The sequence below is a fragment of the Streptomyces maremycinicus genome (assembly GCF_001184025.1).
Lineage (GTDB): Bacteria > Actinomycetota > Actinomycetes > Streptomycetales > Streptomycetaceae > Streptomyces > Streptomyces maremycinicus.
On record NZ_BBYG01000024.1, the window covers coordinates 39,167 to 61,469 of the forward strand.

The window sequence follows — 22,303 nt, forward strand, 5'->3', positions numbered from 1 at the left end:
CGGCCGGTTCGAGCGGCCGGCGCCGTACCGGCCCGGAGGCGGACGCGGAGGCGCGGCGGCGGAGGCGGAGGCGGAGGCGCGGAGGCGGCGCGGCGGCGCGGCGGCGGAGGCGGACGCTCCGGCCGAGCGGGGTGCCACACAGGGATGTGCCTGGTGTTCGCTGCCGTTCAAAGACTCACATCCGGGCTGACAAGCGGCCTGACATCGTCATCGGGAAGTTCTTTCACCTCGCGACGCGTCGGACGGTCGCGCGGTGGGGCAATTCGGGTGCGTGTCGGGGGCAGACTGGTCAGACTCTCGGCATGACAGCGAAGATCAGCCGGATCAACCCCGATCAGTTGCATGAGACGCCGGGGTACCACCACATCACCGTGGTGGAGACCGGCCGAACGGCTTATCTGGCGGGGCAGTGCCCCCTCGACCAGGGCGGCTCTCTCGTCGGCCCGGGCTCCCTCGATGCGCAAGTCGATCAGGTGGTCGTGAACGCACTTGCTGCCCTTGCGGCGGTGAATGCCCATCCCCAGCACGTGGTGCGGTCGGTGATCTACGTGCGCAGTGACGACAGGGAGGACCTGGGCCTGGCCTGGCACCGGCTCATCGCTTCCGCCCTCGGTCCGGCCTTCACGTCCGCCAGCACGCTTCTGGGGGTTGCGCAGCTGGGCTTCGCGGGGCAACTGGTCGAGGTGGACCTCACCGTCGCACTGCCCGACTGAGCGCAGGGACAGCTCGTCCTCGTCGCGGAGCCGACGAGCGCCGCCGCCGCGGACGGCCTGCCCCATCTCCTCCTCGGTCGGTCAGCTTCTCAAGGCGCCCATCATGTGGCGCAATGGCGGTACGCATGGGGTCCCCGAGGTCGCCGGGCGCGATCTCGCCCCGGTCGGCCATGAGGCACGGCCGCCGTGCTTGCCCGGTGTCGCAAAGCGTCCGCATTCCGATGAGATCGGCTGCGCCCGGCCGCACGGCCGTCGTGCAGGACGGCCGTGCGGCTTCGTTCAGGGCGAGGTCATCCGGCGATTCCCGTGGCGCGTACGACGGTCTGCGTCACGGTGTTGCCGCGGCTGTCACCGGCCTGGACGCGCAGTGTGAGGTACTGCGCCGAGGCGGGTGCGTGCAGCCGCAGGCTCACCTTGCCGTCGCCTCGGCCGCTGAGGCGTGCCGTCGTCCAGGTGGCGCCGTCGTCGTAGGACAGTTCCACGCGGCTGGTGTGCAGGGCGGCACGGGCTGCGCCTTCCAGGTGGAGCGGAGTGACGAGCAGGACGGCGTCGGTGGCTGCCTTGCCGTCGTCGGACGTCGGCAGGGTGTAGTCCACCTGGACGAGCGGGAGTTGTTCGCTGTCGTCGGCGTCCTCGGGCGCCGAGGAGGTGAACGTCCACTCGGTGCGCGTGGCGGTCGAGTAGGGGAAGGCGGCCGTGGCGGTACAGGTCGCACGGTGCACCAGACGGTAGGTTCCCTTCTTCGCCGGGACGCTCGCGCTCACCCCGGCGCCGCCCTCGGCGACCAGCGTGTCACCCCGGTACAGCGAGGTCTCCTGGGTGGTGTCGGTACTGCCGAAGGGGGCGTGGTTGACGTGGCCGCCGCCGGAGTCGCTCCAGGACGGGATGACGACGTCCAGTCGGTCGCCGGTGCGCACCGGCGGCTGGACGCCGCCGTTGATGCGGGGGCGCACCACTGGTCCGAACCACTCCACGTCCGTGGCGCTGCCCGCCCGGTAGGTGACGGGTCCGGACGCGCTGTAGGACAGGCCCTGGAGTTCGCCCTCCTCTCTCCACGAGAAGGTGCGGTCGGTGCTGACCCAGTCGGTGCGGTGTGCGCCGGCCGTGCTCAGCCGGTTGGTGCCGACCTGGTACGTGGTCCAGGGGTGGACGTCGTAGCGGTTGTCGTACACCTCACGGCCGGTGGGGTTGTGGAAGGACGTCTCCACCCGGGCCAGTTGCCCGGTCGTGGGCGCGTAGACGGGGTTGGCGGGGATGCGGTTCTTCCAGGTGTGGACCAGGTCGTAGAGGTAGTCCGTGTCGGGGCGGGAGACGGCCCGCACGGGCACGCTGCCCGACGCGCTCGCGTCCACGCTCGCCATGAGCTTCTCGCCCGTCGTGCGGGACAGGCCCACCACTTCGATGGAGGACCTGATGATGGCCTCGCGCAGTCGCCCGTCGAGGTCGTTGACGAACAGCAGCAGTTTCACGCCCGCTTTCTGCGCGGCCCGGATCTGGTCGTCCGCGGTGTCCTCGTCGTCGGAGTCCCAGCGCACCACCGCGGCCTTGCCTGCGGCATCGACGCCTTCGTAGTCCTCGGCGAGACCGTCGCCGGGGTGGATCACGTCGAGGTCGTAAGCGTCCTCGGGCAGCTTCGCCGATCCCGGCATGATCCACAGGTCGTCGAACTCCTGCCGGCCGGCGGTCACCGTCAGCAGCGGTTCCTGGTTGCGCCAGCGGGCGGTGAGGTACTGATCGCCGTCGCGGGGCGCGGCCGTGGGCGCCGTCCAGATGCTGTCGTAGCCGTCGCCGATCAGCGAGCTGTCGGTGACCGAGGAGCCGTCTTCGAACTCGCGGTAGTAGTCCAGGCGCCGGGTGAAGTTCTCGGTCTTGCGCGGTGTGAACTCCTTGATCTCTTTCAGGTCTGTGCCGTCCAGGACGAGGTCGGTGGTGCCGGTCACCTTCACCTCAGGAATGATCATGCGGGCGTATCCGGCCGAGGCGGCGCCGTGCGTGCCCTTCACCCGGAAGTCGGCGTAGACGGTGTAGAGGCCCGGCGGCAGCAGTTCGTCGGACCGGCCTCCGCCGTAGAGATAGGTGCCCGCGTATTCGTCGCCCTTGCGGTAGAAGGTGAGAACGCCGTCCGTGGCCTCCCCGGAGCGGCCGGTGACCTCGGTGCGGACGTGGAACAGCTGCTGACGGGTGCTGACGCCGAGCAGGGTGCGGGTGACCTCGGCGCCGCCCGCGGATGCCGTCAGCCGTCCGGTCCGGCGCTGGAGGTCGCCCGCCCGGTCGAGGTCGGTGGTGACCGTGGCGGTCGCGGTGCCGTGCGCGGGGACCTGCACGCGGGCGGGTGACACGGTGAAGACGCCGTCCGCGACGCCCGGCGCGTCGACGGCGAGGTCCACGATGACGGCCTGGTCCGCGGTGTTGGTCCAGGTCGCGGTGGAGCGGACGGTGCCCTTGGCGGTGCCGGGCGAGTGGATGCCGGCGTCGAGCTTGCCGGTGGCGGTGAGCGTGGCCGTGGCCGCCGCGGCGGCGTCCACCCGGCCGTTGCCGCCGTCGTCCGCGCTGATGCCGGGAGTGGGCTCGGCGGTGCTGATCAGGGCGTCCTTGATGCGGCTGCCGGTCCAGTCGGGATGCGCGGCGGCGACCAGCGCGGCCGCACCGGCCACGTGCGGGGTGGCCATGGAGGTGCCGCTGGCGCTCGTGTAGTAGCCGCTGCCGGTGGTGATGAACTGGGAGCGGGCGGCCAGGATGCCGACGCCGGGCGCGGTGATCTCGGGCTTGAGGGCGTCGTCGCCGTAGCGGGGGCCGCGGCTGGAGAAGTCGGCGATGGCGTCGGAGGAGTCGACCGCGCCGACGGTGAGGGCCGCGTCGGCGGTGCCGGGCGAGCGGACCGTCTGAGCCCCGGGCCCGTCGTTGCCCGCGGCGATGGTGAACAGAGCGCCGGTCTCGGCGCTCAGCTCGTTCACGGCGCGGGCGAGCACGGTGTCGCCGTCGGCGTTCTCACTGGAGCCCAGGCTCATGCTGATGACCCGGGCATGGACGTCGCGGGCTGCCCACTCCATGCCGGCCAGGATCCAGGAGTCGTAGCCGTAGCCCTCGTTGGCGAGGACCTTGCCGACATGCAGGTCGACGCCGGGTGCGACGCCCTTCTCCTTGCCGTCGGAGGCGGCGCCGCTGCCGGCGATGGTGGAGGCGACGTGCGTGCCGTGGCCGTTGCGGTCGGTGACGTCCTGGCCGGGGACGAAGCTGTCGCTGTCCTCGACCGCGTCCTTCAGGTCGGGGTGGCCCGGGTCGTAACCGGTGTCGAGGACGGCCACGTCGACGCCGTCGCCGGTGTTGCCGCCGGACCAGACCTCGGGCGCGCCGATCTGCGCGACCGAGTCGCTGAGGGTGGCCTCGGCCCGGCCGTCGAGCCAGACCTTGGCGACGCCGCCGTGGAAGACCGCGTCGGTGTCCGGTGTGTTCACGGTGGCGGAACGTGCGCCGGCGCCGGCGCCGGTGAGCGCGCTCCACAGGGCGCCGGTGTCTTCTCGGTCCGCGGCGAGGGCCACCCCGTTGACGCTGGTGAGGGGACGTATGGCCGTGGCGTCGCCGGGCATCGCGACAGCGCGTCTGCGCAAGGTGGCGGCGGACTGCTCCTCGCCGCTGTACGTGAGGATGAGCGGCAGGTGGCCGAGCGCGGCGTCGTCGTAGCCGTCGGCCACGAGGCGGGAGACGTTGAAGAGCCGGTCGTCCAGGGCGCCGGACGCCAGGTAGGGGCGGGCGGAGTCGGGATAGACGTAGGTGTCGCCGCCCACGGTCAGCACGCGGGCGCCGGTGGGCTCCCCGTCGGGTCCCTGGACGGTGATCGTGCCGGGGGCGTCGCCCGCGCCGGGCGTGACGGTGACCTTGTCGCCGGTGACCAGGGTGACGGCAGAGGCGGCAACGTTGTCAGAAGGGCGGGCGGCGCCGGTCGCGTCGGCCGGCGGGGTGTCTGCGGAGGAGGCCACGTGCGGGGTCGCCGCGGTGACCAGGAGGGCGGCCGCGACCACGAGCAGGCGGCGCCGTCTTCCGAAGGGGGGCTGCGTCAAAGGATTCCCTCGACTTGAACGGGTGTACAGGGCGACGGGAATCTATGCCACCGGCAACGATCTTCGGAAGGGTCGGACGCACTGTCATCCGTTTGGCAACAGCCGCGAAACATAGGGCAGTTGAGACACCCGGCGGGAAGGCGGCGCGGGGTCCGCATTCGATCCGCCGGACAGGACCTTGCATGCAATCGGGAGGGATTTCCCGGAGACAGGTCGGCGGACGGCGAGGCGGTAAGCGGCGGACGGCGAGGCGGCGAGCGGCGGACGGCGGGCGGCGGACGGCGGGCGGCGGACGGCGGGCGGCGGACGGCGGGCGGCGGACGGCGGGCGGCGGGCGGCGGGAACAGCGCAGCTTCCGACACCCGGCGCCTGGCCACCGGCACCTGGTCCCGGCCGCTCGGATACGGCCAACCTTGCTGGTTAGCGGCGTATTGCCGCTCCGTAAAGCCACACGTGGCAGCGCCCTTCCCGATCACCGTCCAGAGGCGACCTGTTGACCGGTTTTCGGACATCGATCTCCGCAGTGGTGACAGTCCCCGGACACCCTGAAACGATCTGTCGGCGCCCGAGCAGCGTCCGCCTCGTCCCGCGCCGCCTTCCGCCTTGTCTTCCACCTCGCCTCCCGCCGCAGGCCGACAGCCCGCGGTCTCCCCCGTTCTCGCACCCCCTGCTGTTTCCCCGCGGCTGTCCGCAGACAGCCGGCGAAAGGAGCTGCCCGCATGTCCAACTCGCCCCTGAGAGCGCGTCGTTCGTCCGCTCTTGCGCGCACCGCGCGACGGCGCGGCCGGCCGGCGGCCGCGCTGGCCGCCGCGGTAGCGGTGCTCGCGATCACCGCTCCGACCGCCCAGCCCGCCTCGGCCCTGGACGACGGCTCAGGAACACCGGCCACCCGGCGCATCGACGCCGAGCCCAGACCCGGGGCGCGCGGCGTGACCCTGTCCCGCGCGCAGCGTGACCGACTGCTCGACCACGCCACCGAGTCCGCTCACGACACGGCCCGCGACCTGCGTATGGGCGCCGAGGAGGCGCTGGTCGCCGAGGACGTCGCGAAGGACGCCGACGGCACCGTGCACACGCGCTACTCCCGCACCTACGCCGGACTCCCGGTGATCGGCGCCGACCTGATCGTGCACGAGCGCGCGGGCGAACAGAGCGTCACGCGCACCACGCCGGAAAGGCTTTCGGTGCCCGCGGCCAAGGCGGTGGTCTCCTCGGCCGCGGCCGAGAAGGCCGCGCTCGCGGCGGCCGACGAGGAGGGCTCCCCCACCTCCGGGCGGTCGGCCTCGAAGCGGTCGGCCTCGGCGCGGCAGGTCGTCTGGGCGGCGGAAGGCTCCTCCCGACTCGCGTGGGACATCGTTGTCACCGGTGTGCGCGAGGATCGCACACCGAGCCGCGTCCATGTGATCACCGATGCCGTGACCGGCACCCGCCTCGCCTCCTACGACGATATCCACGCAGGTGAGGGCCACAGCCAGTACAGCGGCACGGTCCCCCTGGCGTCGGTGCGCAGCGCGGACGTCTTCCAGCTCGCCGACCCCCAGCGCGGCAACCACCGCACCTACGACGTCACCGGCGGCGTGCGCACACTGGTGACGGACACCGACGACGTATGGGGCGACGGCAGTGCGGCCACGGCGCAGACGGCGGCGGTCGACGCCGCCTACGGAGCCCAGCGGACCTGGGACTTCTACCACGACCGCTTCGGCCGCAACGGCATAGCCGACGACGGTGTCGGAGCCGTCACCAACGTGCACTACGGCACCAGCTACGCCAACGCGTTCTGGGACGACCTGTGCTTCTGCATGACGTACGGCGACGGCCTGGACGGCCGGCACCCGCTGACCGAACTGGACATCGCCGCACACGAGATGACCCACGGCGTCACCTCCGCCACGGCCGGTCTGATCTATACCGGCGAATCCGGCGGGCTCAACGAGGCCACCAGCGACATCATGGGCACCGCGGTGGAGTTCTTCGCGGACAACGCCCAGGACACACCCGACTTCCTCATCGGGGAGCTCGCGGACGTCCGCGGCACCGGCAGGCCCCTGCGCTACATGGACCAGCCCTCCAAGGACGCCTCCGCAAAGGGAACGTCACAGGACTACTGGACCGCCGGGACGAAGAAGCTGGACCCGCACTTCAGCTCCGGTCCGGCCAACCACTTCTTCTACCTGCTGGCCGAGGGCAGCGGCCGCACGACCGTCAAGGGAGTGACCTACGACAGCCCCACCTACGACGGCAGGCCGGTCGCCGCCCTGGGCCTGGCGAACGCCACCAACGTCTGGTACCGGGCGCTGACCCGCTACATGACGAGCACCACCGACTACGCCGGCGCTCGCACCGCCACCCTGCAAGCGGCCGCCGACCTGTTCGGCACCACCAGTGATGCCTACGAGACGGTCGCCGACGCGTGGGCGGCGGTCAACGTCGGTCCCCGCTACGTCAACCACATCGCTGCCGAGGCCCCCTCCACCCGCGACGCGGCCGTCGGCCAGCCGGTCAGCCGGCAGATCACCGCCACGTCCACCCGGCCCGGCGCGCTCACCTACGCGGCCACCGGACTGCCCGACGGCCTGGCCCTCGGGGCGGCCGACGGCCGCATCACCGGCACGCCCACCCGCGCCGGCACCTTCACGGTCACCGTCACCCTCACCAACTCGGCGGCGGAGCGGCTCGACCTGTCCTACACGTGGACCGTCCTGGCCTCCGGCGGCGACCACTTCGTCAACCCCGACCGCTATGACATCCCCAACTGGAGGACGATCGAGTCACCGCTGCGCGTCACCGGCCGCGCCGGTGAGGCGCCCTCGGACCTCAAGATCACCGTCGACCTGGTCCACGACTTCATCGGCGGCCAGATCGTCGAGCTCGTCGCCGAGGACGGCACCGTGATCCTCGTCAAGGACTTCGTCTGGGACACCGGCACCGAGCTGCACGCCACGTTCACGGTCGACGCCTCCGCACTGCCCGCAGACGGCGTGTGGAAGCTGCGCGTCACCGACAACACCCCGGGGATCTTCACCGTCGACCCTGGCTACCTGGACCGCTGGTCCATGACCTTCTGACGCCGCGTCCTTTGTCCGGACCCTGTGCGCGGCCGAAAGCCGCAGGCCGTACGCCCTGGCCCCGCGGACGACGAGGCGGGGATGGGGTGCTCCGCTTCACGCACAGCAGTGCAGCGCCTCAGCCGGGGACCCGGAGGGGCTGGGGCCGGTGATCACCCGCCGTCCCCAGTCCCCTCCCTTCAGCGCGCGGCCTGGAAGGCCCGGCCCGCCGCTGTGGCCGTCGAACCGTTCGTGAAGAGCCCGCTGTTCGGCTTCGCCGGGTCCGCGCCCAGCCCGAACCACGCGTACCGCTGCACGTACGGCAGCGCGTCCAGCGCCTTGGTGGACGCGGTGACGAAGTCGGCCTGCTGCTGCGCGGACGGGAAGCGGGTCCCCTGGGAGAAGTCGATCAGCGCGTACTCGGTGAGCCAGATCGGCTTGTGGTAGCGCTCGTAGACCGATGAGAGGTACGACGTCAGCTGCTGCACGGCCTGCGGGGTGCGGAAGTCGCCGCCGTACCAGTGCAGCGTGATGAAGTCGACCCGGTACCCCTTCTCCTTCGCCCCGGACATGAACCGGTCCAGCCAGCCGCCGGCCGTGTCCGCGCCGTACGCCACCGCCGGGCTGCCCAGCACCTTGCCCGCCGCCATCAGCCGGGGCCACAGCTCCAGCGCCTGATCGGCAGTCATGTTCGACTGCTGCGCCATGTCGGGCTCGTTGAACCCGAGGAGGTACGGCCCCTGCGCGCGTGCCTGCGCCAGCGAAGCGTCGGTCACCGACGAGGCCCCCCAGATCATCGGCACGAAGGAGGCCGACCCCGGGGTCGTCACGCCCTGGTGCTGCGTGTTCCAGGTGTAGTACCAGCTCGCCCCGCTCGCGGCGAGCGCCTGGCTGACCCCGCCGAACGTCCACACGCCGACGCCCTTCTTGGCGCCGGAGACGACCTGCACGGGTGCCACCGTGCGCTGCGGGACGCTCGGCTTCACCGTCCGCTCCGGGGACGCCGAAGGGGAAGGGGACCGCGTACGGCTGGGACTGGAACCGGGACTCGGGCCGGCGGACGTGATCGCCACCGGCGTCGGTGGCGCGGCCGTCTCCGCCACCGGGGCGGCCGGGCCCGCCGTCAGCCGGCCGGCGACCAGCGTGGCCGCCGCGACGGCCGCTACCACCGCCGAGCCACCCACGACCACGCGCTTGCTCACCACCCGCCTGCCGGGACGCCCGTGCCGCCGGCGACGAGCACCGCCCGAAGCGGACTCCCCGGTTACGGTGCCGGAACCCCCGGCGGCCATGGCGAGCACCCGCGCCGGATCGAAACCGGGCGGCACGGCCACCAGCGGAAGGCCGCTCAGCAGCCGGTCCATCGGCAGCAGCCCCTGCTCCAGGCCCTCGCACACCCCACAGCCACGTATGTGACGGCCGAACCGCTTACGCCACAGGGGACCCGGTGTGCCGTCCCAGGGCAAGGCGATCTCGTCCAGCTCCGCACAGCGCGGGTCGGCCGCCAGTGCCCGCACCACACACCGCGAGATCTCCATCTGCTTCTTCATGCGCTGCACCCGCACCGCGGCATGCCGGTCGGACAGCCCCAGCGCACCGGCGAGTTCGGCGCGCTCCAGTTCGCCGGTCTCCTCCAGCCACCACAGGGACAGCAGCTCCTGGTCGTCCGGGTCGAGCCAGCGTGTGGCCTCGGCGACCTCACGGCGCTGCTCGGTCAGCCCCAGCCGCAGGATGGTCAGCCCGGCGAAGTCCAGGGCGGGATCGGTGATCGCCTCCGCGTCGTCCAGGTGCGCCCTGCGGTCCCGGTCCGCGGCCCGCGACTGCTCCCGGTTTCGTACCTGCCGGATCGTGATCGCGACCAGCCACGACCGGAACGCCGACGGATCCCGCAGCTTCGGCAGCCCCCGCACCATGCGCAACAGCGTCTCCTGTACGACGTCGTCGACATCGGCGTGACCTTTCAGGGCCCGGCCGACGATGTTGTAGACCAGCGGCAGGCACTGGGTCACCAGGTGCTCCAGTGCCGCTCGGTCACCCGCGCGGGCGGCCGTCACCGCGCCGGGGCCGGGTCCACTCCGGTGGATCTTGGGCATATGGGTCTGTTCCTCCGTGCGGGGTCGGGCTGTCGGAACGGAGACCCTGCGACGCACACGAGGACAACAGAAAAACAGGCGAGCCGACATCGACATCTGTTCGGCTCCGCGATTCATGTTGTACAGCCCTCGTCGACCAGGTCACCGAAAGGCAGGGACACGTCTGGTACCGCCCGAGAAAGGCACAAGGATGGCACGAGGACGCAGGAGACACGGCGCGAGACCACCGCGCCGCCGCCGGTGGTACGCCGGCGCGGCCGCCGTCGCGATGGCCGTCACCGCGCTGATCACCTACGGCACATGGACACCGTCGTCCGGAACCGGCGCCGTGGGCACGGCGGACCGTCAAACGGCGGACCGTCAGACGGCCGCGGCCCGCCCGGCCGGCACACCGACACCGTCCACCCCGGCGACCTCCCCGGGCCGCAGCGCCTCGCCCAGCGCTCTTGCCGAGCCCGAGGCGTCACCGAAGAGCATCCCGAAGCCGACGGCCACCGCGACGGACACGCCGGCCGAGGCCCGGCAGCCGGCCACCGCACCCGCGGGCGAACGCCTGATCACCGTCGTCAACAAGACCCACGAGACGGTCTGGGCCATCGTCACCGACACCCCCGTCTACCCGGCGGGCCGCAAGCTCGCCCCCGGCCAGAGCCTCTCGCTGACCGTGGCGAACGACTGGGGCGGCCGTATCTGGGGCCGTACCGGCTGCACCGGCACGGCCGCGGGCCACTGCGCGACCGGCGACTGCACCAGCGTATGCGGTGGCGGCAAACCGCCCACCACCCTCGGCGAGTTCTCCTTCGACGCGTACGCCGGCATGGACTTCTACGACGTCAGCATGGTCGACGGCTTCAACCTGCCCATGTGGATCAATATCTCCCACACCACGACCACCGACCCGGTCAGCTCCGCGGGCTGCTACAAGGGCGTCTGCACCTCGCAGGTCGACTGCCCCAAGGCGATGCAGGCCCTCGAGGGCGGCCGGGAGATCGGCTGCGAACCGCCGTGCGCGGCGTTCGGCGGCGATACGTACTGCTGCCGTGGCGCCTGGGCGGGCCGCGACAACTGCGTGCCGTCCAAGTGGCCGGTCGACTACACCCAGGTCTTCAAGCGAGCCGCGTCCTACGCCTACTCCTACGCCTTCGACGACGGGGCGACCATGCCCTGCCAGGGAGCCTGCTACTACCGGGTGACCTTCGGCACGACGAACGGAACCTAACAGTCCGGCACACGAAGCCCACAACACCGACAGGCAGCAGGAGCTGCGGCGCACGCGGGCGTTGAAAGGCCTGCCGGTCACTCCTTGGTGGCGCGGCTGCCAAGCGTCCACGGACGAGGAAGGGGGCTACTTCTGCCGGTGGTTCTGCATGGTCCGCCCCCGGATACCCATGATCGACTTGCCGGGGGCGTCGGGGTGAACGGTTTTCCCCTGACCCGAAACGATCACACCACTCGGTACAGGAGCATGGACATGCGCAGATTCAAAGGTGCCCTCGCGGCGGTCGCGGCTCTGGCCGCCTTCGCGGGGGTGGGTGTCGCGGCGGCGCCGGCGCAAGCCGCGACCTACTGCTCCACCAAGGGCCAGAAGTACTTCTGCGAGTACGGCGTCTCGACCACGAAGCTGGCCAACGGGACGAAGGAGGAGTTCGTCGTCGGTGCCGATCACGCGGTGTGGACGAACTGGACCTACCCCGACGGCTCCTGGAACGGATGGGTGTCCATGGGCGGGTGGGTCAAGAGCCGCATCACCGTCGACGCCCAGCAGGAGACCAGCGACGCGATCATCATCATGTCGGCTGTCGGCAAGGACGACAACTACTGGTTCCGGATCCGTAGTTCCAGCGGCTCCTGGACGAAGTGGCAGGTGAGCTGCGTCGTCGAACCCGATGGCGCGGGCTGCCCGTGACCGCCGCAGGCGCGCGGTACCGGACCCACACCGCGTAGCCGAGAAGGCATCTCGGCAGAGACCGGCCAGGACGCCACAATGGCAACGGCCCACCGCCGCAGCACGGCCTTCGCCTCCTGGCACCCTGAGCGCTGACCGCCTCCGCCGTCCGCTCGCACGCTGCTCGATCACCACCGGCGCAGTGGACTGTGCACCGTGCCGGTACCGCCGCTGCTCCCACCGGGACGGCGGCCTCCGGAAGTGGACGGTGTGGTGTGGTCAGGCTCGGTGCGAGTCGGGCCGCGTCGGTGCGGGTGTCCGACGCAGGTACTCCTGTACGGCACTTTCGGGTATCCGCAAGGACCTGCGGACACGGATCACCGGCAAGTGACCTCTGCGCACCAGGCGGTGGACGGCAATTCTCGACATCCGCATGACCGCGGCTGCCTCAGCCACGGTCAGGACGGTGATCTCTTCGCCGAGGAAAGGGAGTAAGGGCGCCTCCGGCTGGCTCTGCTCCCCGGGGGTCGACGGCTGTGAGGGCCTGTCGGTGACTTGCTCGTGAGCGGCCTTCACTGATGCCAGACGTATGACGGCGAGCCTGAGAGCCGCCCGAAGCTCTTGGGAGGTGGCGTCGTCGAGTTCGTCCCAGTGCAGGAGGTGGATTGCTTCAGCAGCGTTCGAGAGGGTCTCGGCCGCTTGGGCTTCGTCCTGAACGCGCATGCTGTGCAGTGCGGTTCGCAAAGGTTCGAGGCCCGCGTCGTCACCGGTCAGAGCATCGAGCGCGGTAAGGATCTCCGTGGCCAGCTTTCCTGCTGCGGCGGAGCCGCCTCCGTGCGCGATGACGTTGCGCAGATGCGCCATGGCGCGAAGGGCGCTTGCCGGGCGCACCGGAGTCCCGTCCCGCAGGCGTCGGACTGCGTCAGTGCCTGGTGGTGAGGAGTTCGGCGGTGCGTCGCATTCGTCGTCCCGGCTGGTCATCGCGCTCACCCTTCTGCTCTTCTTGGCGCACGCTCCCGTGAAGTATGTGGTGATGCTTGCCCCGCCTTCGGGGGTCCATCCTTCGGGGGGGGGGCCGTCCTTCAGGGGGGCCGTCCTTCGGGGGTCCGTTCTCCGGGGGTCCGCCCTTTGTCGACCAGGACTTGCGCGAAAGTGCGACGAAGCCCGGGCGAGCCCGTACAAGCCTCTGTGACCCGCTGGGTGGCGGAGGGCAGATCTGGGTACGGCTACTCAGGCTCCAAGCCGTCCGGTCCCGCAGACTCCCCGCGTGGGGTGGACGCAGACCGCCCAGCTTGGCCCGCACCTCGGGCTCGGTTGCTGGAGGCAGCGTCACCACAGGCGCAGGAAGCTCCGTACGTCGTCATAGCCGTCCTGGGCCCGACCGTCCACGTCTGACGGGTCCGCCTCGGCCCTCGCCGCCAGCGACACCGCCAGCGCGAGGGCCTCATCGCTGAGTCGACCGAAGCGTCGAGCGGTATGGCCCAGGCACAGGCCGGCCAGCCCGAGCAGCGGACTACCCGACACAGCCCGCGTCCCGACCTCCATGCACCAGTGCTCGACGAACTCCCGGTCGTCGTCGTTCAACGCACTCCCCACCAGGACGCTCGCTGCCTCGGTCTCGTGCGAGCGGTCGCCCAGGGCCCGCTCCAGCGTCTCGACCACAACCTCGTGAGGCAGCGCGGGAGGGTTCCGGAAGCTCCGATGCGTATGCACTCCGTGAGACTACGCGGATCCACAACACGGGGCGGACGTTGACTGATGCGGCATTAAGGCCTGTTGCGAAAGTGGATCTTGGTCCTTCGTGATCATGTCTTGTGGGACTGCCGGATCTCGGCACAGCTGGTGGCAGCTGAGCCGCCATCCCGAGTAGTCACGGCTCCCCCTCCCCTCTCGCCGACGAAGCCTTCCACGGCCCTCACCGTTTCAGTCGAATGAGGAATCGCCCACTGACCTGCTCGGATGCCAACCGAACTCCTCAATCACAGCAGCCGCCAACAGCACTCCCGCAACAGGCCCTATGCCTCAGAATTGGCTGGCCTGCTGTGTGCCGTGTCGGTGGGGCCGGTCTGTGAGAGTGCGGCGAGCAGTCGCAGTTTCTCGTCGCTGTCGCTGTCCTTGTCGGGGTAGTAGACGACGAGGATGACGTCGTCGATGGGGAGCTTGTCGCGGTGGAGTCGCAGGTCACCGACTGCGGGGTGGTGGACGGTGGCGGTGCCTCCGTCGAGGTTGCGGACGTCGTGCCGGGCCCACAGGGTGCGGAACCGCTGGCTGGACAGTGCGAGTTCGCCGACGAGTTCCACGAATCGGGGATTGTCGATGTCGTCCCCGATGCTGGTGCGCAGGGCGGCGACAAAGCCGGCCGCGGCTTTCGTCCAGTCCTGTTGGAAGGCCTGTTCCTCGGGATCGAGGAACAGGGAGCGAAGCCGGTTCTGGCCCGGCCGTAGGCGCGGGGAGAGCGCGACGGCCATGGGGTTGGAAGCCAGGACGTCGAACGCGCGTCCCTCGACGAACGCGGGGATCTGAAGGTGGGCGAGGAGCTGGTGCACTCGTGCCGGTACCTGCTCCGGCCGTTTGCGGCGCGAGGGCTTGGGGCGTGCTGCCGCGAGGCCGAGCAGATACGCCTGCTCGATGTCGTCGAGGTGCAGGACCCGTGCGAGGGATGCGAGGACCTGAGGCGAAGGGTTCTTGTCGCGGCCACGTTCCAGGCGCAGGTAGTAGTCGGGGCTGATGCCGGCGAGAAGCGCCACTTCCTCACGGCGCAGCCCGGGCACGCGACGGTTGCCGCCCGGCGGAATCCCCGCCTGCGCCGGGGAGACCAGTTCCCGCCGGGCCCGCAGGTAGCTGCCGAGCCGGTTGCCGGATTCCTCGTCCTTCATATCGCCACGGTAATGCGGTGTGCGTGTCTGACAGGGGGTCCTGGCAGGACCAGGGAGAACCGGGGCCTCTCCTCGCCCGGCGGGTGCTGGCGAGACTGCCGAGGAAGCGTCCGCAAGGACGCAAGGACGCAGCACATCACCGAAGGCCGCCGGTGGCCCGTAGCCGTCGGCGCCCTGGACCGAAGGGAAGATCTCGTGGATCTGTCCAACCGCACCGTTCTCGTCGTCGGCGGGACCTCGGGTATCGGGCGGGAGCTGGCCCGCCGGTTCGCCGCGGCGGGAAGCCAGGTGGCCGTCGCCGGCCGTAGCCGGGAGGCACTCTCGGATCTCGCCGCAGAGGGCTTCGGCACCTTCAGCATCGATGTCACCGACAGCGCCTCTGTCGCATCGGCTCGTGACGCCGTGCTCGCCCGGTATCCCGAGCTGGACACCGTAGTGACGATGCAGGGCGTCATGCTCCTCGAGGACCTGCGCGACCCCGCGCACTTCGAGGCGGCGCGGGTGACGATCGACACCAACCTGGTGGGCAGCATCCGGGTCATCGACGCCTTCACCCCGCACCTGATCCGGCGGGGCGCAGGCACGATCATCACCGTCACCTCCGGCATCGCCTTCCTGCCCTTCCCGCCCATGCCCACCTACGCCGCCTCGAAGGCCGCGGTGCACGCCTACTCCGAGGCACTGCGCGCGCAGCTGGACGGCACCGGCGTAGGAGTCGTCGAACTCGTCCCCCCGGCCGTCGCCACAGCGGGCCAGGAAAAGGTGAATCCGCACGCGCTGCCGCTCGGCGATTTCGCCACCGAGGTCATGCAACTTCTCTCAGCGGATCCCACACCCCGCGAAATCGTCGTGAAGGCGGCTCTCCTGCACCGCTGGGCGGAGCGCGACGGCACCTACGGCGACCTCGTCGCCCAGCGCTCCGAAGCGCTGGCCATGCTCCCCGGCCGCGCGGGCTGAGCCTCTTGCCCAGTCGGCGGGCAGACGCTCCGGGCAGCAGCCGCGACCGTGATCGCCTGGCGCTGCCACGGCGAGCGGTGCCTCAGCGGGCGGAAGGGGTTCTGGGGAAGGGTTCTGACCAGTCACTGGCGTACGGCGGGTGGCCCGACCCTGCGAGCCTGGCCTGCCGGCATGAGGAGGCCTGCGCCACCCGCCGCGCTGCGCCGGCCTTCGCCGGCCTCGCGGGCTAGGAAACCGGCACGTCGGCGTCGGCCGAGTGAGGTACGACGAGGAAGTCGGTGAGGAAGCAGGCGACGCCGCCGTCCGCCGCGCGGCCGATCCAGGTCGGATACGCGCCGTCGCCCCACCCGGACGTGAACCCGGCGAGGTTGTGGCCGCCCTCGCCCTGGGCCATGAAGACGTCGGGTCCGTGCCCGACGGACTCCATGGCCGCCCACACCGCCCCTTCCTCGTCCTGCGTCCCCGGAAAGGCGTTCTCGGCCGAGGCGTCGTAGAAGCAACCGGTACCCGCGTCCACGCCGTAACCGAAGTACTGCTCGTCCCCCAGTTCCGCCGGATCCTGCCCGGGCAGCAGCGCAAGCTCCCACCCGGCCACCTCCACGTCACGTATCACCAGCCGGACGGCCGCGACGCGCGTGTGCGGGTGGGGCCCCGACTCGGCGCCGGGACGAACCAGCGTGGCGACGGCGGCGTCCACGGCGTAACGGCCGGGCTCCACCGCGACCGTGAAGGGTTCTACGTCACCGCTGCCCAGGTAGACGAACGGGTCGCACGCCACCACCTGGCCCGTGGCCAGAGCGAGTTCGCCCACGCGCACCACGGACAGCGTCCCGGTCAGGTCGCGTCCGCACGCGAAGGAGGTCCCGTCGGTGAAGTACCGGGAGTAGTCGGGCGCGGTGATGGGCATGCGAGGAACCTTCCGTGAACCGGTGCGTATTGGGTGGATCGTAGAAGCAGGCACTGACATCTCCGGCGCCCTTGCGCCCGCGTCCCGTTGCGCTGCATCCCGGGAGCGCTCCGATGACGGGGAGAGGCGAGTCACGGCTGCGAGGTCGCCATTTCCGCAGGCCGGGTGCGGCCGCGGACACCGCAGATCGGTTCACGGCCTGGGTTTTGCTGCCTCACCGCCTGTCGCCCCGGGCAGGAAGATCCTCCGGGGCGACAGGGTTTCGCTGTGCCGGAAGGTCAGCCGAAGTCGTACACGGTGACGGTCACGGAGCCGCCTTCGGCGCTGATGGTGTACTCACCGGGGCCCGTGTAGGGCACGCATCCGTCGGCGAGGATGTCGTCGTCGTTGATGCCGGTGTCGTCCTCGCCCACGAAGGCGCACACCTCGGTGACGGGGTGGGGGACATACCGGTGCTCGGCGCCGCCGAACAGCGGATAGCGGGGCAGGGTGGGGGTGTTGATGTCCCGGTCCGGGTGCTCCCACAGGGCGGTCTGCTGACCCCACGGCGCCCTCACCACGACGTGGCCGTATGGTTCGGGCAGGTCGTTGTCGTCGCTCTCCCGCGGGTTGGAGAAGCTGATCGAGTACGTGATGGGCCCGATGTCCGCCTGGGCCTGAGCTTGGACCGTGCTGACGCTCATCCCGCCGGCCAGCATCAGGACGGCTGAAGCAAGGACCGCCAGTCGGCCCGCAGATGTGGGACGCATCCCCATCCCCTTCCACTCAAAGTAGTCGAGTGACTACAGCAAGTAGCTTATGGAGGGGGGTGGCCGCCCTGGCCGGTCCTCCCGGGTAAACCCCCCGCAGGGATGGGACCGAAGCCTCACGCGGTCATTGCGCGGGCGCACACGCAGCTTCCTGGACGTGGCCCTGCGATGACCTCCGCGCCCGCGCATCCAACGGCTCACCGGACCTCTCACGCAGGCAGGGGCGGCACCGACCCCTCACCAGCAGCGCCTCACTCGACCGGCACCCCGTCCTGTTGCGCGCAGGTGCGGGACCGGGGCCGTCCCGGGAAGGGGGTGCCCGCTCGCGGCTCAGCCCGCTCCCACCGCCACGGGGCCGACCCGGTCCTCCAGCCATGCCGGCAGGTCCAGCAGCCGGACCCCCTCCTGCTCGTTCGGGTCGGTCCGCGCCACCAGGCACACCATCTCCTGCGTGCCGCTGTTCACCGGCATGTGCGGGACGTCCGCCGGGATGTGGATGTAGTCGCCCGCGCGCAGCACCACATGCTCGGCCAGGCCCTCCCCGTGCCACACCTCGACCTGTCCGGACTGGATGAAAATGGCCGATTCGTGGCCCTCGTGCAGGTGAGGCCGACCCCGGCTGCCCGCGGCCATCACCAGCCGGTGCAGACACAACCGCTCCGCCCCCGCCGACTGCGCGCTGATGCCCGCCCCGAAGACACCGCCCTGAACTCCCTGGTAGTGGCCGGTCCGAACCACCGAGCACCGCTTCTGATCTGCCATAAACGCAGTACAACAGCGCGAACAAGACCGTTCGAGCGGTTCGCGCCAGCCCCCGTCCCACTGCATGCGGCGCAGAGGAGTGCCTGCTCAGGCGGCGTCGCTGAGAGGGAAGAGAAGACGCTGACGTAGGTCGTCCCACAACACCCCGGGCCGACCACCACCCCCGACAAGCCCCCTCCGAGCGTCAACTGACGTGCACACCCTGCACACGCACTCATGACAAAAGGCAAGATTTCGCGTGTTTTGCGGCATTTTATGGTTAGCCGGACAGGAAGACGCATGGAAAGAGAAGCGCGATGCCCAACGAGAGCAGACGAACTGTTCGGGACTCGGAAAGCAGCCGGTAATCACACGGGGAAGCGGGAGAAGAGATGATCACGCGAGAGCAGATCCCGACAGTGCTGGATCATCCGGTCTACGACACCGAGGGCAACAAGATCGGCGACGCCAAGCACGTCTTCCTCGACGATGCCACCGGTCGTCCCGAGTGGGTGAGCGTCAGAACGGGCCTGTTCGGCACCAGCGAATCCTTCGTGCCCATCCAGGACGCCGCAGTGATCGAGGACCACCTGCAAGTGCCCTACTCCAAGGACAAGGTCAAAGACGCGCCCCACATCGACGTCGACGCAGGCGGCCACCTGTCCGTACAGGAGGAGCACCACCTGTACGAGTATTACGGCCTTGCCTGGGACACCGCCTGGCAGCAGGCCAACCAGCCAGGTGAAGGCGGCTGGGCTCACGCCGACGCCACGACTTCTGCCGACACCACTGCTTCCGGCGCGCCGGAGAGCCGCTACGAGGACACCACCGCGTCGGGCATCGCCCGCAGCGGCGAAGAGCACTCCGGCCCCGCCGCCCCGCAGAGCGGCTACGACGACACCACCGCGTCGGGCATCGCCCGCAGCGGCAAGGAGCAGGAGGAAGACACCGTCTCCGCCGGCTCCGGCAGCCCCGGGGGCCGCGAGGCGCCGACGAGCGCCGGCGAGCCGAGGCGCGACACCGCGCGCGGAGAGGCCGAACGGGCCAAGTTGCGCCAGTACTACATCGCCGAAGAACGGCAACGCCGCTCCGACATGCCGTGAAGAGCCGATCCAGACGAGATCGGCCTGCTCCGGACCGCCCGCTCGCCGGTACTGATCGAGGCACGCTGGCCACGCAGGCCCGCACGTTGCAAGTCACCTACCTCGTGGGCCTGTTCAGATGCAGATCACGATCTTTCCTCGGGTGCGTCCGCGCTCGGCGTGTGCGTGGGCGTCGGCGATCCGCTCCAGGGGGTAGGCCTGTTCGATACGGGGTGTGTAGCGGCCTTGCCCGCCCAGTTACGCCGCCGCGGACAGGAGAGTGGAGTCGTTCACCGCGTGGGCCACATGCGTGCCCAGGCGCTGTGCGAGGCCGGGGCCGTAGGTGGTGGGAACGGCGCCGAGAGAGGTGAGGAACTCGTGGTTGCGTTCGCTGGCTGTCCCGATCACGGTGCTGGCACCTTGCGCCACGGCGATCTCGACCGCCGCGCTGCCCACGCCTCCGGCGGCGCCCTCGATGAGGAGGGTGCGCCCCGCGAGGGGGCCGAGCGCGTCGAGCCCACGCATCGCGGTCACGGACGCGAGAGCGGCGCCTGCGGCCTGCTCGTCGTTCCACGTGGCGGGGGTGTGCGCCCAGGCCGAAAGGATGAGCAGCTCCGCGCTCGCGCCGGTGACACCGCCCAGCCCGAAGACCCGATCGCCGATGCTCACCCCTCGCACCCCGTCGCCGATCTCGTCGACCACACCGGCGCCGTCGCGCCCGGGAATGTCAGGCAGATCCAGAGGGAAGATCTGGTGCAGGGCGCCGGAACGCAGCTTCCAGTCGATGGGATTGACGCTGGCCGCCGCGACGCGGACACGAATCTCACCGGGTCCGGGGTGGGGGTCGGGGGCCTGCTCGATCACCAGGGTCTCCGCTCCGCCGTATTCGTGGAACCGGGCTGCACGCATAAGGGTCTGCCTTACTTTGACGGGCCGGAACGACGTGTTCATCCGGCGCTCCGTCACTCTAAAACCTGACGTTGACGTGAGGTGCAAGCCTCAAATGCCGCCGCCCGGCCGGAGGAGGGCAGGCGCACAGGGGTGAGGTTGCCGAGCGGGCAGGGGTGAGCGTGAGGGCCTGCCCCACCAGGAGAGATCACGCCGCCCGTCACGGCCGACACCCATGTGTCCTCGGGCGGGCCCCGGCGCTCCCGGCACGACGCGAGGACTGACGTGCGTACGTGAACCGCGTGAACGCCCTCGGGCCCGCCGCCGGGTCATGCTCGATCCCGGCGCCGGCAACGGTTCGGATCGGCCCCCAGGGCTGCCTCCGGAGCCGGTATTGCTAGCCTGAACCTGACGTCAACGTGAGGTATGAGCGGGAAAGGAACGACCTGCGTCATGCGCATCGGACAGCTCGCCAGGCGGTCAGGGGTCAGCGTGCGGGCCCTGCGCTACTACGAGGAACAGCGGCTCCTGGAATCGGCGCGGACGCCCGGTGGGCAGCGTGACTATCCCGACGAAGCTCTGGAGCGGGTCCAGCTCATCCAGGACCTCTTCGCAGCCGGGCTCTCCAGCCGTACCGTCGTCGAACTCCTGCCGTGCGTGAGCACCGGCGTCGCGACCCCCGCCATGCTCGACCAGCTCATCATCGAACGCGACCGTATCGCCGCACGCATCCAGGACCTGACCCGGGCCAAGACCAAACTCGGCCACGTGATCGAGAATGTGACCGCGGCGAACGTGGCGCCGGACTGATCAGCCCGTCGCGAGGGGTGGGGCCCCGGCCTGTCCGGCATCTACCGGGCGGTCTCCCCACCCGGTCTGGTCCGAAGAGCGCCACCGCACCCCTCCCCCGTACCCGCCATGAACGATCAACGCCTCCACGGTATCGGCCTGGCGAAGCCATCAGCCGCAGTAGTCGGCGACAGCGAGAGAGCGGCCACCCAGAGGGAAACGGCGGGAGGCCTCCGGCGACAACGCAGCAGGACAGCGGCCGCCCAGAGGGAAGCGACCCACGGTGCGGATCCCGCGGTGAAGCGGGCGGCGGGCCAGCCCTGCACCCTTTGGCGGCGGTGATCCCAGACGCGGCCGGCGAAGAGGCGGGCCACGACGTAGGCGAGGGCGAACATCCGGTCCCGGTCCCCTTCCCGCACGCCGTGGACGGCCGCGGCCATGACGGTCAGGCAGGCCATGCCCAGCAGCAGGGCGCGGGTTCTCGTGTGTCCGGCGGCCACGTTGCCGTAGAGGGTGTAGGAGATCCACACGGTCCAGAACGCGGCGAACAGCACGGCGTACAGAGCTACGTCGGAAGCATCGGGACCGCCGTACAGGGAGGTGGGCCAGCTGCGCGACACCGGCGACCGCCACCAGGTCGAACAGCTCCAGCCAGGAGGCGTGCCGGGCGCCTTCCGGGAGCGGGACGGACGGTACAGAGGTCGGATCGTGCGCATTGCGCACCGTAATGCCCTGGCATTGCCGGTCGGTGTGACGCGGCGTCATCGAGATGCGGCGCCGTCGAAGATCCGCCTGTCCGGCGTCCGGCGTCCGGCGTCCGGCCGTGCTGCCGCCGCCCGCCTGTGCACGGCTGGGGGTGCCGGCAGGGTGACGACAGCTGGTCCGGTGAGCTCTCGCGGAGGTACTCCGCGCCGACGCGTATGCCGTGATCGACCGCCGCCGATGCTCACTTCACCGTCCTCGGTGAGGAACTCGGGCCTGTCTCCTCTCGCACGTACGGCGGCCTACTCGGAGCGGGACGGCTTCTCCGCGGTTGCCTTGGGCGCCTTGGGTGCTTCCGGTGCCTTGGGGGCGTCCGGGGTCCTGGGGGGCTTGCTGAAGTCGTCCTTCTTGGGCCTGTTCTCCAGATCCTGGTCCTTTTGGAGGTCGCCGTGTTCCCTCACCGTCGCGCTCGCGTCCTGCATGCCGACGGAGGCTGCCTTGGTGACCGAGCCGGGGTCCTGGGCGTACTGGGCCTGGGTGCCGGCGGATGCCTGGGTGGTCTGGATGAAGGAGCCGAGGAAGCCCAGGACGGCCCGCGCCTCGGGCGAGGTCTCCTGCACGATCTTCGCGCGGGAGGAGGCACCGTGGATCGCGTTGTTGAACAGGCTGGTGCTCGTGTCGTCGTAGGTGCCGTCGTCGCAGTCCTCGAAGTCGACGTCCTCGCCCGGCTGCGGCTTCGTGCTGTCGGTGGTCACGGAGAAGAGCCCCGCGCCCTTGCCGGCGGCGTTGAAGATGTGGTCGAACACCACGGTCGTC

General features: G+C 70.4%; 16 protein-coding genes and 2 pseudogenes. 7 read left to right on the forward strand and 11 right to left on the reverse strand.

Annotated features, from left to right (window positions below; genetic code table 11):
- Positions 1-302 precede the first annotated feature (302 nt).
- On the forward strand, positions 303-713 hold the full coding sequence (locus AOQ37_RS34940) for a RidA family protein (protein ID WP_062650664.1): 411 nt from the start codon (positions 303-305) through the stop codon (positions 711-713).
- A 290-nt stretch (positions 714-1,003) separates the two neighbouring features.
- Here the strand turns inward: AOQ37_RS34940 and AOQ37_RS34945 are convergent, their stop codons facing one another.
- Positions 1,004-4,771, reverse strand: a complete 3,768-nt coding sequence (locus tag AOQ37_RS34945; RefSeq protein ID WP_062650665.1) for a S8 family serine peptidase — start codon at positions 4,769-4,771, stop codon at positions 1,004-1,006.
- A gap of 719 nt (positions 4,772-5,490) precedes the next feature.
- Here AOQ37_RS34945 and AOQ37_RS34950 point away from each other — a divergent pair.
- A complete protein-coding gene (locus AOQ37_RS34950) occupies positions 5,491-7,839 on the forward strand; it encodes a M4 family metallopeptidase (RefSeq protein ID WP_078890516.1) in 2,349 nt (782 codons plus the stop codon).
- A 179-nt stretch (positions 7,840-8,018) separates the two neighbouring features.
- On the opposite strand, the gene AOQ37_RS34955 is transcribed toward AOQ37_RS34950, so the two are convergent.
- Positions 8,019-9,911 carry a sigma-70 family RNA polymerase sigma factor gene (locus AOQ37_RS34955; protein WP_062650667.1) on the reverse strand — a complete coding sequence of 631 codons (1,893 nt, stop codon included), beginning with the start codon at positions 9,909-9,911 and terminating at the stop codon, positions 8,019-8,021.
- 190 nt (positions 9,912-10,101) lie between these two features.
- Here AOQ37_RS34955 and AOQ37_RS34960 point away from each other — a divergent pair, with 190 nt between their 5' ends.
- Entirely contained in the window at positions 10,102-11,130 is a 1,029-nt protein-coding gene (locus AOQ37_RS34960) for a thaumatin family protein (protein ID WP_234437109.1), read from the forward strand.
- Positions 11,131-11,382: 252 nt separating this feature from the next.
- Positions 11,383-11,817: a DUF8189 domain-containing protein gene (locus tag AOQ37_RS34965; RefSeq protein ID WP_062650671.1), complete on the forward strand. Its 435-nt coding sequence runs from the start codon at positions 11,383-11,385 to the stop codon at positions 11,815-11,817.
- 258 nt (positions 11,818-12,075) lie between these two features.
- Here AOQ37_RS34965 and AOQ37_RS42230 read toward each other — a convergent pair whose 3' ends face one another.
- The 3 genes from AOQ37_RS42230 to AOQ37_RS34980 form a co-directional block, all read right to left on the reverse strand.
- Positions 12,076-12,660: a helix-turn-helix domain-containing protein gene (locus tag AOQ37_RS42230; RefSeq protein ID WP_374701569.1), complete on the reverse strand. Its 585-nt coding sequence runs from the start codon at positions 12,658-12,660 to the stop codon at positions 12,076-12,078.
- A 465-nt stretch (positions 12,661-13,125) separates the two neighbouring features.
- The gene (locus tag AOQ37_RS34975) at positions 13,126-13,509 is read right to left on the reverse strand and encodes a hypothetical protein (RefSeq protein WP_234437110.1); all 384 of its coding nucleotides are present in this window, start codon (positions 13,507-13,509) and stop codon (positions 13,126-13,128) included.
- Between the two features lie 302 nt (positions 13,510-13,811).
- Positions 13,812-14,672, reverse strand: coding sequence for a helix-turn-helix domain-containing protein (locus AOQ37_RS34980; RefSeq protein ID WP_062650675.1), 861 nt, complete (start codon positions 14,670-14,672; stop codon positions 13,812-13,814).
- A 195-nt stretch (positions 14,673-14,867) separates the two neighbouring features.
- Between AOQ37_RS34980 and AOQ37_RS34985 the strand changes: the two genes are divergently transcribed.
- On the forward strand, positions 14,868-15,629 hold the full coding sequence (locus AOQ37_RS34985; RefSeq protein WP_062650677.1) for an SDR family oxidoreductase: 762 nt from the start codon (positions 14,868-14,870) through the stop codon (positions 15,627-15,629).
- 226 nt (positions 15,630-15,855) lie between these two features.
- On the opposite strand, the gene AOQ37_RS34990 is transcribed toward AOQ37_RS34985, so the two are convergent.
- From AOQ37_RS34990 to AOQ37_RS35000, 3 genes are all read right to left on the reverse strand, one after another.
- Complete coding sequence (locus AOQ37_RS34990; protein WP_062650679.1) at positions 15,856-16,536, reverse strand: DUF4241 domain-containing protein; 681 nt, start codon at positions 16,534-16,536, stop codon at positions 15,856-15,858.
- Between the two features lie 278 nt (positions 16,537-16,814).
- Positions 16,815-17,285, reverse strand: a complete 471-nt coding sequence (locus AOQ37_RS34995; protein WP_159401420.1) for a hypothetical protein — start codon at positions 17,283-17,285, stop codon at positions 16,815-16,817.
- 330 nt (positions 17,286-17,615) lie between these two features.
- A complete protein-coding gene (locus AOQ37_RS35000; protein ID WP_062650682.1) occupies positions 17,616-18,047 on the reverse strand; it encodes a cupin domain-containing protein in 432 nt (143 codons plus the stop codon).
- Positions 18,048-18,418: 371 nt separating this feature from the next.
- Here AOQ37_RS35000 and AOQ37_RS42300 point away from each other — a divergent pair.
- Positions 18,419-18,740 (forward strand): annotated as a pseudogene (locus AOQ37_RS42300) (PRC-barrel domain-containing protein); the annotation flags it as partial.
- A 503-nt stretch (positions 18,741-19,243) separates the two neighbouring features.
- On the opposite strand, the pseudogene AOQ37_RS35010 reads toward AOQ37_RS42300, so the two are convergent.
- Positions 19,244-20,017, reverse strand: a pseudogene (locus tag AOQ37_RS35010) (NADP-dependent oxidoreductase).
- Positions 20,018-20,449: 432 nt separating this feature from the next.
- Here AOQ37_RS35010 and AOQ37_RS35015 point away from each other — a divergent pair.
- On the forward strand, positions 20,450-20,806 hold the full coding sequence (locus tag AOQ37_RS35015) for a MerR family transcriptional regulator (protein WP_062650684.1): 357 nt from the start codon (positions 20,450-20,452) through the stop codon (positions 20,804-20,806).
- 116 nt (positions 20,807-20,922) lie between these two features.
- Here AOQ37_RS35015 and AOQ37_RS35020 read toward each other — a convergent pair whose 3' ends face one another.
- Positions 20,923-21,405: a low temperature requirement protein A gene (locus tag AOQ37_RS35020; RefSeq protein ID WP_062650685.1), complete on the reverse strand. Its 483-nt coding sequence runs from the start codon at positions 21,403-21,405 to the stop codon at positions 20,923-20,925.
- Positions 21,406-21,789: 384 nt separating this feature from the next.
- Positions 21,790-22,296: a hypothetical protein gene (locus tag AOQ37_RS35025; protein WP_062650866.1), complete on the reverse strand. Its 507-nt coding sequence runs from the start codon at positions 22,294-22,296 to the stop codon at positions 21,790-21,792.
- Positions 22,297-22,303 lie beyond the last annotated feature (7 nt).

Bases quoted from the DNA above. Each gene is read 5' to 3' on its own strand.
- AOQ37_RS34980 (WP_062650675.1), bottom strand. From the start codon at position 14,672: ATGAAGGACGAGGAATCCGGCAACCGGCTCGGCAGCTACCTGCGGGCC.
- AOQ37_RS42230 (WP_374701569.1), bottom strand. From the start codon at position 12,660: ATGGCGCATCTGCGCAACGTCATCGCGCACGGAGGCGGCTCCGCCGCA.
- AOQ37_RS34965 (WP_062650671.1), top strand. From the start codon at position 11,383: ATGCGCAGATTCAAAGGTGCCCTCGCGGCGGTCGCGGCTCTGGCCGCC.
- AOQ37_RS35000 (WP_062650682.1), bottom strand. From the start codon at position 18,047: ATGGCAGATCAGAAGCGGTGCTCGGTGGTTCGGACCGGCCACTACCAG.
- AOQ37_RS34950 (WP_078890516.1), top strand. From the start codon at position 5,491: ATGTCCAACTCGCCCCTGAGAGCGCGTCGTTCGTCCGCTCTTGCGCGC.
- AOQ37_RS34940 (WP_062650664.1), top strand. From the start codon at position 303: ATGACAGCGAAGATCAGCCGGATCAACCCCGATCAGTTGCATGAGACG.
- AOQ37_RS35015 (WP_062650684.1), top strand. From the start codon at position 20,450: ATGCGCATCGGACAGCTCGCCAGGCGGTCAGGGGTCAGCGTGCGGGCC.
- AOQ37_RS34955 (WP_062650667.1), bottom strand. From the start codon at position 9,911: ATGCCCAAGATCCACCGGAGTGGACCCGGCCCCGGCGCGGTGACGGCC.
- AOQ37_RS34995 (WP_159401420.1), bottom strand. From the start codon at position 17,285: ATGCGTCCCACATCTGCGGGCCGACTGGCGGTCCTTGCTTCAGCCGTC.
- AOQ37_RS34990 (WP_062650679.1), bottom strand. From the start codon at position 16,536: ATGCCCATCACCGCGCCCGACTACTCCCGGTACTTCACCGACGGGACC.
- AOQ37_RS34960 (WP_234437109.1), top strand. From the start codon at position 10,102: ATGGCACGAGGACGCAGGAGACACGGCGCGAGACCACCGCGCCGCCGC.